This is a genomic window from Lysobacter sp. TAB13, from assembly GCF_052113885.1.
Lineage (GTDB): Bacteria > Pseudomonadota > Gammaproteobacteria > Xanthomonadales > Xanthomonadaceae > Lysobacter > Lysobacter gummosus.
In genome coordinates this window covers 1-13253 of sequence record NZ_JBFRDR010000013.1, presented here as the reverse complement: position 1 = coordinate 13253, position 13253 = coordinate 1, and the positions used below count along the sequence as shown (strand labels likewise).

The window sequence follows — 13253 nt, the reverse complement described above, 5'->3', positions numbered from 1 at the left end:
CCACAACGGGCAGTGTCCCAGGCCGACTCGCCGACACCGCCGCGCCGCACGATGGACACAGCGGCTTCCACCCTCGTCCATCGCCCCATCCGTTGCCTGAGGTCCACATCATCGGCGCCATGCCTTCCGAGCCCGCCAACGCCGCGCCCGCACGCATCCCGCGCCATCTGGCCGTCATCATGGACGGCAACGGCCGCTGGGCGCAGCGCCGGCGCCGGCCGCGCATCATCGGCCACCGCGCAGGCGCGCGCGCGGTCAATGTCTGCATCGATTTCTGCATCAACCGCGGCATCCGCGCGCTGACCCTGTTCGCCTTCTCCAGCGAAAACTGGGGCCGGCCCGAGGACGAGGTCGGCGCGTTGATGAAGCTTTTCCTCAATGCCCTGGAACGCGAGGTCGAGGAACTCGACCGCCGCGGCGTGCGCGTGCGCTTCATCGGCGAACGCGACCGTTTCGCCGAACCGATCCGCGAACGCATGGCCGCGGCCGAACGCCAGACCCAGGACAACGACGTCCTGCATCTGAGCATCGCCGCCAGCTACGGCGGCCGCTGGGACATCGCCCAGGCCGCGCGCGGGCTGGCCCAGGACGTGGCCGCCGGCCGCCTGGACCCGGGCGACATCGACGAAACCCTGCTCGCCTCGCGCATGTCGCTGGCCGACCTGCCGGCGCCGGATCTGTTCATCCGTACCGGCGGCGACACCCGCATCAGCAACTTCCTGCTGTGGCAGCTGGCCTATACCGAACTGTGGTTCACCGAAGCGCTGTGGCCGGAAGTCGACGCCGAGCTGCTGCAGAACGCGCTGGACGATTTCGCCAGCCGCGAACGCCGCTTCGGCCTGACCGGGGCGCAGGTCGCGGCCCAGACCAACGAGATCGTTGAATGACCCGAACCCGCCTGCTCGCCGCGCTGGTCATGGCACCTGTCGCGATCTCGGCGATCTTGCTGCTGTCCACGCCATGGATCACCGCGCTGGCCGCGGTGATCTTCCTGATCGGTCTGTGGGAATGGTTCGATCTGGCCGAAATCGACGACACCCTGTCGCGCACCGTGCTGCTGGTGGTGCATGCGGCGCTGATGGTGGCGATCGTGTGGGCCTCGCGCACCGGCGGGCTCGGCGCGACGCAGGCGCCGATGGTGTTGTTCAAGATCGCTTCGCTGGTCGGCGTGATCTGGTGGCTGCTGGCCTTCCTGTGGCTGCAGCGCTTCAACTTCGCCAGCGATCACCGCACTTATGCGCGCATGTTCAAGCTCGCTGCGGCCGCGCTGAGCGTGATCCCGGCCTGGGCCGCGCTGGTCTGGATTCATGCCGAAGGCCCGGTCGGCCTGTTGGGGCTGCCGGACGGCCACTGGTGGCTGCTGACCGCGCTGGCGGTGGTGTGGGCGGCCGATTCGGGCGCGTACTTCGCCGGACGCAAGTTCGGCATGCTCAAGCTGGCCCCGCGGGTCAGCCCGAACAAGACCGTCGAAGGCCTGATCGGCGGCGCGTTCGCCGGCGTCGCGGCGGGCGTGGGTTTCTCGCTGCTGGCCGGCGCGACCAACGATCAGCTGCCGTGGGTGGCGCTGGTGTCCTTCGTCGCGGTGCTGTTCTCGGTGGTCGGCGATCTGTTCGAAAGCCTGCTCAAGCGCCATGTCGGGGTGAAGGATTCGGGCCATCTGATTCCCGGCCACGGCGGCATTCTCGACCGCATCGACGGCGTCCTCGCCGCGTTGCCGGTGTTCGCGCTGGGCAAGGCGATTTTCGGATTCTGATGATGAGTACGCCGGTTCGCCTGGTAGAAGCAAATCCCCCCTGCCCCCCTTTTTCAAAGGGGGGAAAAGCCGATCGCGCCGGCAATGCCGCAGCGTGGACTGTTGCCGTTCCCCCCTTTGAAAAAGGGGGGCAGGGGGGATTCGCTCTTGCCTCTGCGCACATCGCCGCGACAAGCGCGAACGGAGCCCTCGCATGAGCGCCCCCGCGCGCAACATCGCCGTGCTCGGCGCCACCGGTTCGATCGGCACCTCCGCGCTCGACGTCATCGCCCGCCACGGCGAGAACCTGCGCGCCACGGTGCTCGCCGCCGGCGGCAAGGTCGATGCGCTGCTCGCGCTGTGCGAGCGCCATCGCCCCGAACACGCGGTCATCGCCGACGAAGCCGGCTTCCCCGCCCTGCGCGAAGGCCTGCGCGAACGCGGCCTGGCCACCCAGGCGCATTGCGGCGACCAGGCCTTGGTCGAACTGGTGTCCTCGGACGTCTGCGACACGGTCGTGGCCGCCATCGTCGGCGCCGCCGGGCTGGCCTCCACGCTGGCCGCGGCCCGCGCCGGCAAACGCCTGCTGCTGGCGAACAAGGAATCCCTGGTGCTGGCCGGCGAGCTGCTGATGCAGGCCGCGCACGAGGCCGGCGCCTGCATCGTGCCGATCGACAGCGAACACAACGCGATCTTCCAGTGCCTGCCCACCGCGCAGACCGGCGGCGAACGCGCCGATACCCGCGCCCACGCCGGTTTGAAGCGGATTCTGCTGACCGCCTCGGGCGGGCCGTTCCGCGGCCGTACACGTTCGGACCTGACCCAGGTCACACCCGAGCAGGCCGTCGCCCACCCGAAATGGTCCATGGGCCCGAAGATCTCCGTCGATTCGGCCACGCTCATGAACAAGGGCCTGGAAGTCATCGAGGCCCACCACCTGTTCGGCGTGGAAGGCGAGCGCATCGAGGTTTTGGTGCATCCGCAAAGCCTGGTGCATTCGCTGGTCGAATTCGTCGATGGCTCGACCCTGGCCCAGCTGGGCCTGCCGGACATGCGCACCGCGCTGGCGGTGGGCTTCGGCTGGCCGCAGCGGATCGAATCGGGGGTGGCCGGACTGGACCTGCTGGCCCACGGCCGCCTGGATTTCGAACGTCCCGACCTGGAAGCCTTCCCCTGCCTGCGCCTGGCCTTCGAGGCCCTGGCCGCCGGCGGCACCGCTCCGGCGGTGCTCAACGCCGCCAATGAAGTGGCCGTTTCAGCCTTTCTTCAGCGGCGCGTGGGTTTCCTAGCCATACCCGCGCTGGTCGAGGACACCCTCGCCGCGCTCCCGCCCACCCCGGCCAGTTCGCTGGCGGCGTTGCGCGAGGCCGATACCCAGGCCCGACGCCATGCCGAGCAGGCGATCGGTCACGCAGCCCAAGCCTACAGAGCCTGATACAGCCATGAGCGAAATCCTGGGCTCGTTGTGGTGGCTAATCATCAGCATCGGCGTGCTGGTGACCTTCCACGAATTCGGCCATTTCTGGGTCGCCCGCCGCTGTGGGGTGAAGGTGCTGCGCTTCTCGATAGGCTTCGGCAAGGCCTTGTACGAGCGCACCGGCAAGGACGGCACCGTCTACGCGATCGGCATGATCCCGCTGGGCGGCTACGTCAAGATGCTCGACGAGCGCGAGTACGAAATCACGCAGGCGCTGGCGCCGCAGGCCTTCAACCGCAAGCCGGTGTGGCAGCGCATCGCCATCGTCGCCGCCGGCCCGGTCGCCAACCTGATCCTGTGCGTGGCGTTCTTGTGGGGCATGTTCGTGATCGGCCGTCCGGACTTCGCGCCGGTGGTCGGCAGCGCCAGCGGCATCGCCGCCGAGTCCGGCCTGCGCCGCGGCGACACCCTGGTGCAGATCGGCGAGCGCCCCACTCCGACCTGGAGCGAGGTGCAGATGGCGTTGATTCCCTACGCTCTGGACCGCGAGGACGTGCAGGTCAAGGTGCGCACCGACAACGGCACCGAACTGAACCGCGAACTGCAGCTTTCGCGCCTGCCGGCCGCTTTCGACGAGCGCCGCGCAGTCCAGGTCATCGGCCTGGGCGCGCGCCATGAGCTGGTGCCGCCGGTGATCGGCCGGATCGAGCCGGGCACCGCGGCCTGGGGCGTGCTGGCCGAAGGCGACCGCATCACCGCCCTGGACGGCGAACTGATCCCGAGCTGGAACGACCTGCCGCCGGCCGTGGCCCGCCTGGGCGAGCGCGGCGGCAAGGCCATGATCGAGGTCATCCGCAACGGCGACCGGCTGGCGCTGGAGATCGCGCCCAAGCGCATGCAGCGCGAAACCGGGGAGAAATTCTGGGGTCTGGGCGTGCTGGCCGCGGCCCCGCAGCCGCCGCGCCGCGACGCGGTGCTGCGCTACGGCCCGATCCAGGCGCTGCCGGCGGCGCTGGGCGAAAGCGTGCATCAGGCCCGCGAGCTGTTCGCCATGATCGGCCGCGCATTCACCGGCCGGGTCTCGCTGCAGAACACCGTGGCCGGCCCGGTGACCATCGGCCGCGCCGCCAACGCCTACGCCAGCAACGGCCCGGCCTGGTATCTGCAGCTGCTGGCGATGCTGTCGCTCAGCCTGGGAATTCTGAACCTGCTGCCGATCCCGATCTTGGACGGCGGACACCTGCTGTATTACCTTATCGAGCTTGTCAAAGGCAGCCCGGTCAGCGAGCGCGTGATGGCGGCCGGGCATTTCGTCGGCCTGGCGTTGATCGCGAGCCTCATGGGCCTGGCGTTCTACAACGACATTTTGAACAACCTGGTGCGCTGATGCCGGCCTGACGCTCGATCGAACGCTTTAGCTCCACCTGGCCTGCTTCAAACCAGCCGCCCGAAACCTGCCGCCTTGACCCCCGCCAGCCCGCTCCGCGAGCGCTGGCAGACCAGCCCCCAACGGACGTAATGATGACGCGAATTCCTAATCGCCGCCTGCTCGCCCTCGCCCTTGCCACGGCAATGACCTCGGCCCCGGCGATTCCGGCGTTGGCGCAGTCCGCCGATCCGTTCGCCCTCAAAGGCGCCACCCCGAACACGCCCGGCCCGGGCTCGTTCACCGTCGGCGACATCCGCATCGACGGCCTGCAGCGCATCTCGGCCGGTACCGTCTTCACCTACCTGCCGATCGAGCGCGGCGACACGATGGACGCGGCCAAGGCCGGCGAAGCCATCCGCGCGCTGTACAAGACCGGCTTCTTCGAAGACGTGCAGCTCGACCGCCAGGGCAACATCCTGGTGGTGACCGTGACCGAGCGTCCGGCCATCAACAAGCTCACCCTGAGCGGCAACAAGGACATCAAGTCCGAGGACCTGCTCAAGGGCCTGAAGGAAATCGGCCTGGCCGAAGGCGAAACCTTCGACCGCCTGGCGCTGGACAAGGTCACGCAGGACTTGGCGCGCCAGTACAACAACCGCGGCAAGTACAACGTCGAGATCACCCCGACCGTCGCCCGCCTGGATCGCAACCGCGTCGATATCACGATCAACGTCAAGGAAGGCAAGGCGGCCAAGATCCGCCACATCAACCTGATCGGCAACGACAAGTTCGAGCAGAAAGACATCCTCAACGGCTGGGAATCGCGCGAGCACAACTGGCTCAGCTGGTACCGCCGCGACGACCAGTACTCGCGCGAAAAGCTCTCCGGCGATCTGGAAAAGCTCAACTCGTATTACCTGGACCGCGGCTACGTCGATTTCAGCATCGACTCGACCCAGGTCTCGATCAGCCAGGACCGCCAGGACATGTTCCTGAGCGCCGGCCTGAGCGAAGGCGAGCAGTACAAGGTCTCCACCGTGGTGGTCACCGGCGACACGATCCTGCCCAAGGAGCAGGTCGAGAAGCTGGTCATCGTCAAGCCCGAGCAGATCTTCTCGCGCCGACTGCTGGAAATCAGCTCCGAGGCGATCACCGCATCGCTAGGCAACGTCGGCTACGCCTTCGCCCAGGTCAATCCGATCCCGGACGTCAATCGCGAGAACAAGACCGTCGGCATCAACATGCAGGTGGTGCCCGGTCCGCGCGTCAACGTGCGCCGGGTGATCTTCAAGGGCAACACGCGCACCGGCGATGAAGTCCTGCGCCGCGAAATGCGCCAGTTCGAAGGCAGTTGGTACTCGCAGGCCGCGATCGACCGCTCCAAGATCCGTCTGCAGGGCCTGGGTTTCTTCGAAACCGTCGACGTCGAGAGCAAGCCGGTTCCCGGCACCAGCGATCAGGTCGATGTGATCTACAACCTCAAGGAAACCACCTCGGGCAGCTTCGTGTTCGGCCTGGGTTATTCGCAGCTGGGCAAGCTGACCACGCAGGTGCAGCTGTCGCAGAACAACTTCCTCGGCAGCGGCAACCGCGTGTCGGTGCAGGCGCAGCGCAGCTATTACCAAGAGCGCTTCGACTTCTCCTACACCAACCCGTATTTCACCGACGACGGCGTGTCGCTGGGCTACAACCTGTCGTGGCGCAAGTTGGACTACTCCGACTTCAACACCGCGCAGTACTCGACCACCAACGGCACCGCGCAAGTCGTGCTGGGCGTGCCGTTGACCGAGACCGACTCGATCACCGGCCTGATCGGCATCGACAGCAACGAAATCATCGCCGGCTACGGCTACACGCCCAAGAGCATCGTCGATTACCTCGACGCGCTGGGTCACCGCACCTTCCACGCGTGGCGCGCGCAGATCGGCTGGGGCCGCAACAGCCTCAACCACGCGCTGACGCCGACCGCCGGCACCCAGCAGCGCCTGTGGCTGGAAGCGACCCTGCCCGGCTCCACCGTCGAGTACTACAAGCTCAACTACAGCTTCTCCAAGTTCTGGCCGCTGTCGCGCCACCTGGTGCTCAACACCCGCGCCGAACTGGGCTACGGCGACAGCTACGGCAAGGACGTCAGCCGCATCATCGATCGCGACGGTCCCGACGGCCCGTTGCCGGCGGAAAAGGTCACCGCCACCGGTCTGCCGTTCTTCGAAAACTTCTACGCCGGCGGCGTGCGCTCGGTACGCGGCTTCACCGACAACACCCTGGGCCCGCGCGAATCCGCGGTCGCCGGCAGCTACACCCAGCCGCTGGGCGGTTCGTTCAAGACCACCGGCTCGCTGGAAATGTACTTCCCGACCCTGCTCGACACTCCGGCCGCGCGTGTTTCGGCGTTCGTGGACTTCGGCAACGTCTACAAGGATTACGACGCCTTCGACGCCGGCGACCTGCGCGCTTCGGCCGGTATCGCGATGATGTGGCGCTCGCCGATGGGCCCGATCTCGATCAGCTACGCGTTCCCGTTCAAGAAGAAGGGCCCGATCTACAGCGCGGACGGCAAGACCCAGCTGGACCGCGGCGACGAGTTGGAGCGTCTGCAGTTCACCTTCGGCGGCACGTTCTGAGCGCGGCGTCCCAGCCGCACGGCCCGGTGGACGCGCCCGCCTATACCGCACGCGAATTGGCCGAGCGTTTCTCGCTCGGCCTGCACGGCGATGCCGACGTCCGCGTAAGCGGCGTCGGCACGCTCGCCAAGGCCGGTCCCGGCCAACTGGCTTTCCTCGCCAATCCCAAATACCGCGCGCAGCTGGCCGAAAGCCACGCGGGCGTGGTGGTGATGCGCGAGGACGACGCCGCCGCTCACGCCGGCACCGCCTTGATCGCGCGCGACCCCTACTCCGCCTTCGCCAAGATGTCGGCGCTGTTCGAGCCCAAGCCGGTGCGCGAGCCGGGCATCCACGCCCTGGCGGTGGTCGATCCCAGCGCGCAGGTCTCGGCCGATGCGCACGTCGGCCCGTTCGTCAGCATCGGCGCGCGCAGCCGCGTCGAGGCCGGGGCGATGATCGGCCCGGGCTGCGTGATCGGCGAAGACTGCGTGGTCGGCGAAGGCTGCGAACTGATCGCACGGGTGACCCTGGTGACCCGCGTGCGCCTGGGCCGGCGCGTGCTGATCCATCCCGGCGCGGTGCTCGGCGCGGACGGCTTCGGCCTGGCGATGGAAGCCGGCCGCTGGCTCAAGGTGCCGCAGCTGGGCGGGGTGTCTATCGGCGACGATTGCGAGATCGGCGCCAACACCTGCATCGACCGCGGCGCGATCGAGGACACGGTGCTGGAAGAGGACGTGCGCCTGGATAACCAGATCCAGATCGGCCACAACGTCCACATCGGCGCGCACAGCGCCATGGCCGGCTGCTCGGCCGCGGCCGGCAGCGCCCGGATCGGCCGCTACTGCCTGATCGGCGGCGGCGCCGGCGTGCTCGGCCACCTGGAGGTCTGCGACAAGGTCACCATCACCGCGATGAGCCTGGTCACCAGCTCGATCCGCGAGCCGGGCGAATACTCCTCGGGCACCCCGTTGATGGACAATCGCAGCTGGCGCAAGAACGCCGCGCGTTTCAAGCAGCTCGACGCGATCGCGCGGCGCACGCGCGCCCGCGGGGGCGACGGCGACGACGCCTGAGCGGCCGGCGGCCGGGCCCGGTCCCGGCCGTTTCCATACGGTGGCGCCACACCCGCGCGGGAAACTGCGGGACAATACACGCGAACACGCGCCACCCTCGATAGGCCGCAACGGACTGCGGACCGCAACGCAGGAAGCGACCGCCGTCGGCGCGACACAGATGGACACAGGACGAACACGAAGATGAGCCAGACCCTGCAACTCCCGCTCGACATTCCGGCGATCCAGAAGCTGTTGCCGCACCGCTATCCGTTTCTGCTGATCGACCGGGTGGTGGAGCTCGAGCCCAACAAGCGCGTGCTCGCCTACAAGAACGTGAGCTGCAACGAGCCCTTCTTCAACGGCCACTTTCCCGGCAACCCGGTCATGCCCGGCGTGCTGGTGGTCGAGGCGCTGGCCCAGGCCGGCGGCCTGCTGACCCAGATCTCGCACGGCGGCGTCGCCGCCGGCCGTTCCTTCTACCTGGTCAAGATCGACGGCGCGCGCTTCTCGCGCATGGTCACCCCGGGCGACAAGCTGGAACTGGAAGTCACCCTCAAGCGCATGATCCGCAACATGGCCATGTACACCGGCGTTGCGCGCGTGGACGGCGAAATCGCCGCCTGCGCCGACATCATGTGCGCCGAGGCCAAGGACTGAACCGATGAGCGCGAGCGTCCATCCCAGCGCTTACGTCGAGCCCGGCGCCAGACTCGCCGACGGCGTCGTGGTCGGCGCGTTCACCTACATCGGCGATGAGGTCGAAGTCGGCGAAGGCACCGTGTTCGGACCGCATTGCGTGGTCCACGGCCCGACCAAGATCGGCCGCGACAACCGCTTCTACGCGCAGTGCGCGATCGGCGGCGATCCGCAGGACAAGAAATTCGCCGGCGAGCGCACGCAGTTGCACATCGGCGACGGCAACGTGTTCCGCGAGTTCGTCACCGTCAACCGCGGCACCGGCAACGGCGGCGGCGTCACCCGCATCGGCGACGGCAACTGGCTGCTGGCCTACACGCATGTCGCCCACGACTGCGCGATCGGCAACCTGTGCGTGTTCTCGAACAACTCCACCCTGGCCGGCCATGTCACCGTCGAAGACCAGGTGATCATGAGCGGCTTCTCCGGCATCCATCAGTTCTGCCGCATCGGCGCGCACGCCTTCATCGGCATGGGCGCGCTGGTCAACGGCGACGTGCCGCCGTTCGTGATGGTCGCCCAGGACGGCTACGGCCGCCCGCGCGGCATCAACAGCGAGGGCCTCAAGCGCCGCGGCTTCGACGCCGAGCGCATCGGCGCGATCAAGCGCGCGTACCGCGCCTTGTACGTGTCCGGCGCGCCGTTGGAAGAAGCGCGGGTCAAGCTCGAAGACATGGCCGCCACCAGCGCCGATGTGCGCGCGTTGCTGGATTTCATCGGCAACGGCGAGCGGCCGTTGTTGCGCTGAGACCTTCGCGATGACGACGGTCCATCGGCTTCGTTTCGGACAGACCGTCGTGGACTACCGGATCGGCGAGGCCGACTACAAGGTCACGCTCGCCGAATTCTTCATCGACGAGCGCCGGTTGTGCGAATGGCTCGGCATCGACCGCAATCTGTCGCAATACGGCACCGATTTCGATCCCGACTCGCCGGAACCGATACGCAACCGCGGGATCGAGGCGTTCCTGAGCCGCGTCGAGGCGCACAATCAGTTCGGCAGCGGCCGTCTGGTGCTATACCGCTGCCACTGCGGTTGCGACTACTGCGGCGTGATCTCCTGCCGTTTGGAAGTGGGTGACGATCACGTGATTTGGCAGGATGTGACGCTCGAAGACGACGATGGCCCCGTGGCCGGGCACAATGCGCCGGACAGTTCGCTTCCCACCCTGACGCCCGTCGCCCGCTTCGTCTTCGACCGCGTGCAATACGAGCAAGAACTGGAACGCTACCGCGCCCCATGAACGCTGCGACGCCCCGCCCGATCGACGAAATCTTCCCTGTCGCGCCCACGCCGCCGCGCTTCGCCCTGATCGCCGGCGAAGCCTCCGGCGATCTGCTCGGGGCGGGATTGATCGAGGAACTCAAGCGCCGCTACCCGGGCGCGGAATTCATCGGCATCGGCGGCGAGCAGATGCGCGCGGCCGGCATGGAAACCTGGTTCGACGCCACCGAACTTGCGGTGATGGGCCTGGCCGAAGTGCTCAAGCACCTGCCGCGCCTGCTGCGCCTGCGCCGCGACGTGCGCCAGCGCATTCTCGACTGGAAGCCGGATGCCTTCATCGGCATCGACGCGCCCGATTTCAATCTGGGCGTGGAGCGCTGGCTCAAGCAGCGCGGTGTGCGCACCGTGCATTACGTCAGCCCCTCGGTCTGGGCCTGGCGCAGGAAACGCGCGCAGAAGATCGGCCGCAGCGCCGACCGCGTGCTGTGCCTGTTTCCGATGGAGCCGCCGATCTACGCCGAATACGGCGTGGACGCGCGTTTCGTCGGCCATCCGCTGGCCGACGAGATGCCGATCCATCCCGATCGCGACGAAGCGCGGATGAACCTGGGCCTGGACGAGGAAGCGCCGGTGCTGGCGATGCTGCCGGGCTCGCGCGTGGGCGAAATCGAAACCCTGGCCGGCGATTTCATCGCCGCCGCCTCGATCCTGCTCGGCGCCGAGCCCAAGCTCAACATCGTCGCGCCGATGGCCAACGCCGGCGCGCGCGCGGCGTTCGAACGCGTGCTCGCCGCCCATCCCGACGGCGAGCGCCTGCGCCGCGCCCTGCGCATCGTCGATCGCGGCGCGCGCACGGTGATGGTCGCCAGCAACGTGGTGCTGCTGGCTTCGGGCACGGCGACGCTGGAGGCGATGCTGGCCAAGCGGCCGATGGTGGTCGGCTACAAGATCGCGCCGCTGACCTACACCCTGGTCAAGCGCATGGGCATGCTCAAGGTCGATCACTACGCCCTGCCCAACGTGCTGGCCGGCGAGGTGGTGGTGCCGGAGCTGATGCAGCACGACTGCACGCCGGAGAATCTGGCCGGCGCGGTGCTGCGCTGGCTGCGCGACCCGACCGCGAGCGCGGCGCTGCTGCCGAAATTCCAGCGCATCCATCTGGAACTCAAGCGCGACGCCTCGGCGCGCGCGGCCGATGCGATCGCCGAGTTGATCGCCGAACCCAGGCCCGCGGCCTGAGCCCGGCGGTGGCGACCGCGAGCCCGCGGCGGCATACACTGGCGCCGAACCCGCACAGAACGCCGTCACCGTGGACAGCCTGATCGCCCCCGACCCCGCCCCGCCCCGGCCGCGCGCGAAACCGCGCCTGATCGCCGGCGTGGACGAGGCCGGCCGCGGCCCGCTGGCCGGGCCGGTGTCGGTGGCGGCGGTGATCCTCAATCCGCGCCGCCGCATCGACGGCCTGGACGATTCGAAGAAACTCAGCGAGCCCAAGCGCGAAGCGCTGTACGCGCTGATCGTCGAGCGCGCCGTGGCCTGGCGCATCGAGTTCGTGGAAGTCGAGGAAATCGACCGGGTCAACATCTTCCAGGCGACCATGCTCGGCATGCGCCGCGCGGTGCAGGCGCTGGCGCCGCAGGCGGAATTCGTGCGCGTGGACGGCAATCACCTGCCCAAGGGCCTGCCCTGCGGCGGCGAGGCCCTGATCGGCGGCGACGCGCTGGAGCCGTCGATCATGGCCGCCTCGATCTTGGCCAAGGTCGCGCGCGACCGGATGATGCGCAGCCTGCACGAAACCTTCCCGCATTACGGCTTCGATCAGCACAAGGGCTATTCCACGCCTTCGCACCTGGCCGCGCTGAATCAGCATGGGCCTTGCCCGCAGCATCGGCGCAGCTTCGCGCCGGTGCGCACGGCGTTGGAGACGCTGAGTTTGTTCTGAGAGTCTGTCGGCGCGGTCTAGAACGCCGCTGTTTTGTCGCCACTCCCGCGATTTTTTTGCTCGTCATTCCCGCGAACGCGGGAATCCAGGGCCTTTCGTGCGAGAACGTTTGAAGTCACTGGATTCCCGCGTTCGCGGGAATGACGGACTGGAAGGATGGCGCTGAAGGCTCCGCTCCGGATATCCGGCTTCGCGCACGCAAGGCGGCGCAACGCAAAAGTTCCCCACCACCCCGCCCCCGGTCGGCTGAACGCGTAACCCGTGCCACAGGTCACAGCGACTTCATACCGGCGCGCTCACACTTGCGGCAGGCGCAAAGTTCGTTCATCGACCGCAACCGCTACGCGTCGCCACCGGCCCGCGACGCGCACCGCCCCCGCCTGATCCGGCCGGACGCGAGGTGTTCCATGCGTCTGCCTCATCCCACGCCCACGCCCGAACCGTTTCCGTTCGAACGCGAAAGCGCGCTGCCTCACTACGTTCAACCCTACGAGCCGGCGATGACGATTAGCCCGGCCGCGATCGCCGCCTTCGACGCGCTCGTTCACGAACTGCATCCCGATGCCGCGCGCGTGGACGCCACCCGTCTGCAGCGCCTGGCCGGCTGGCTGGCTTCGCTGCCGGCCAGCGAGGCGCGGCGCGCGATCGACGAGCGCCTGCAATGCCTGCAGGACCTGCGCTCGATGGTCGCCGATCCGGGCTGGGACTGCGAACCGGCAATGCGCCGGCGCCTGGATCAGCTGTTCGCCTACGTGGACAGCGACGACGACCTGATTCCCGACCGCGTGCCCTTGTTCGGCCTGCTCGACGACGTGCTGCTGATCGAGCTGACCTGGCCTGCGTTCGCGGCCGAGGCGGAGGACTTCCGCGATTTCTGCGCGTACCGGCGGGTCGAGCACCCCGACGGTGATGTGACGCAGCAGCGCGCGGCCTGGGTTCGCGATCGGCTGGCTGAGTTGGCGTTGTTGCAGCATCACGCTCGGGTCAGCGATAGCCACTATGCCAATGGGCGCAGTCCTGAGGCGGTGTTTCGGGTGGCTTGAGTGGTGGGGAAAAGCAAATCCCCCTACCCCCCTTTTTCAAGGGTCTTAGGAAGCAAACGCCCCTCAGAGGGGGTTGGATCGTAGCAACTTAAGGGTCGCCCGATAGAGGTCGTCGTGGCGATGGTTGAAGCGAAACTCGCACTCCTTGAGGTGCAGGTAGAAGGTGGT

General features: G+C 67.8%; 12 protein-coding genes and 1 pseudogene. 12 read left to right on the top strand and 1 reads right to left on the bottom strand.

The genetic code is table 11. From position 1 onward, the window contains the following. Window positions 1-119: 119 nt before the first annotated feature. The 12 genes from uppS to AB4Y92_RS16035 all read left to right on the top strand — a co-directional run bounded on the left by uppS (window position 120) and on the right by AB4Y92_RS16035 (window position 13085). Complete coding sequence (uppS, locus tag AB4Y92_RS16090) at window positions 120-887, top strand: polyprenyl diphosphate synthase (RefSeq protein ID WP_441820577.1); 768 nt, start codon at window positions 120-122, stop codon at window positions 885-887. Then, on the top strand, window positions 884-1753 hold the full coding sequence (locus AB4Y92_RS16085) for a phosphatidate cytidylyltransferase (protein ID WP_441820576.1): 870 nt from the start codon (window positions 884-886) through the stop codon (window positions 1751-1753). Before uppS ends, AB4Y92_RS16085 begins: the two co-directional genes overlap by 4 nt. Window positions 1754-1946: 193 nt before the next feature. After that, complete coding sequence (locus tag AB4Y92_RS16080) at window positions 1947-3167, top strand: 1-deoxy-D-xylulose-5-phosphate reductoisomerase (RefSeq protein WP_441820575.1); 1221 nt, start codon at window positions 1947-1949, stop codon at window positions 3165-3167. Between the two features lie 7 nt (window positions 3168-3174). Continuing rightward, the gene (gene rseP / locus AB4Y92_RS16075) at window positions 3175-4536 is read left to right on the top strand and encodes an RIP metalloprotease RseP (protein ID WP_441820574.1); all 1362 of its coding nucleotides are present in this window, start codon (window positions 3175-3177) and stop codon (window positions 4534-4536) included. Between the two features lie 134 nt (window positions 4537-4670). Beyond that, window positions 4671-7142 (top strand): outer membrane protein assembly factor BamA, encoded by a 2472-nt coding sequence (bamA, locus tag AB4Y92_RS16070; RefSeq protein WP_441820573.1) that lies wholly within the window; start codon window positions 4671-4673, stop codon window positions 7140-7142. A gap of 26 nt (window positions 7143-7168) precedes the next feature. Next, window positions 7169-8197: a UDP-3-O-(3-hydroxymyristoyl)glucosamine N-acyltransferase gene (gene lpxD / locus AB4Y92_RS16065; protein WP_441820572.1), complete on the top strand. Its 1029-nt coding sequence runs from the start codon at window positions 7169-7171 to the stop codon at window positions 8195-8197. Window positions 8198-8380: 183 nt separating this feature from the next. Next, complete coding sequence (gene fabZ, locus AB4Y92_RS16060; protein WP_057943556.1) at window positions 8381-8836, top strand: 3-hydroxyacyl-ACP dehydratase FabZ; 456 nt, start codon at window positions 8381-8383, stop codon at window positions 8834-8836. A 4-nt stretch (window positions 8837-8840) separates the two neighbouring features. After that, window positions 8841-9623, top strand: coding sequence for an acyl-ACP--UDP-N-acetylglucosamine O-acyltransferase (lpxA, locus tag AB4Y92_RS16055; RefSeq protein ID WP_441820571.1), 783 nt, complete (start codon window positions 8841-8843; stop codon window positions 9621-9623). A 10-nt stretch (window positions 9624-9633) separates the two neighbouring features. Then, window positions 9634-10119, top strand: coding sequence for a hypothetical protein (locus AB4Y92_RS16050; RefSeq protein ID WP_441820570.1), 486 nt, complete (start codon window positions 9634-9636; stop codon window positions 10117-10119). After that, entirely contained in the window at window positions 10116-11339 is a 1224-nt protein-coding gene (gene lpxB / locus AB4Y92_RS16045; RefSeq protein WP_441820569.1) for a lipid-A-disaccharide synthase, read from the top strand. The genes AB4Y92_RS16050 and lpxB overlap by 4 nt, the downstream gene beginning before the upstream one ends. A gap of 70 nt (window positions 11340-11409) precedes the next feature. Continuing rightward, window positions 11410-12042, top strand: coding sequence for a ribonuclease HII (gene rnhB, locus AB4Y92_RS16040; RefSeq protein WP_441820568.1), 633 nt, complete (start codon window positions 11410-11412; stop codon window positions 12040-12042). 407 nt (window positions 12043-12449) lie between these two features. After that, window positions 12450-13085, top strand: a complete 636-nt coding sequence (locus tag AB4Y92_RS16035; protein WP_441820567.1) for a hypothetical protein — start codon at window positions 12450-12452, stop codon at window positions 13083-13085. A gap of 63 nt (window positions 13086-13148) precedes the next feature. Here AB4Y92_RS16035 and AB4Y92_RS16030 read toward each other — a convergent pair. Further along, window positions 13149-13253, bottom strand: a pseudogene (locus AB4Y92_RS16030) (IS1595 family transposase); the annotation flags it as partial.

Excerpts from the sequence above, each read along its gene's own strand:
- AB4Y92_RS16085 (WP_441820576.1), top strand. The coding sequence starts at position 884 with ATGACCCGAACCCGCCTGCTCGCCGCGCTGGTCATGGCACCTGTCGCG.
- bamA (WP_441820573.1), top strand. The coding sequence starts at position 4,671 with ATGACGCGAATTCCTAATCGCCGCCTGCTCGCCCTCGCCCTTGCCACG.
- fabZ (WP_057943556.1), top strand. The coding sequence starts at position 8,381 with ATGAGCCAGACCCTGCAACTCCCGCTCGACATTCCGGCGATCCAGAAG.
- AB4Y92_RS16035 (WP_441820567.1), top strand. The coding sequence starts at position 12,450 with ATGCGTCTGCCTCATCCCACGCCCACGCCCGAACCGTTTCCGTTCGAA.
- rseP (WP_441820574.1), top strand. The coding sequence starts at position 3,175 with ATGAGCGAAATCCTGGGCTCGTTGTGGTGGCTAATCATCAGCATCGGC.
- AB4Y92_RS16080 (WP_441820575.1), top strand. The coding sequence starts at position 1,947 with ATGAGCGCCCCCGCGCGCAACATCGCCGTGCTCGGCGCCACCGGTTCG.
- uppS (WP_441820577.1), top strand. The coding sequence starts at position 120 with ATGCCTTCCGAGCCCGCCAACGCCGCGCCCGCACGCATCCCGCGCCAT.
- lpxB (WP_441820569.1), top strand. The coding sequence starts at position 10,116 with ATGAACGCTGCGACGCCCCGCCCGATCGACGAAATCTTCCCTGTCGCG.
- lpxA (WP_441820571.1), top strand. The coding sequence starts at position 8,841 with ATGAGCGCGAGCGTCCATCCCAGCGCTTACGTCGAGCCCGGCGCCAGA.
- AB4Y92_RS16050 (WP_441820570.1), top strand. The coding sequence starts at position 9,634 with ATGACGACGGTCCATCGGCTTCGTTTCGGACAGACCGTCGTGGACTAC.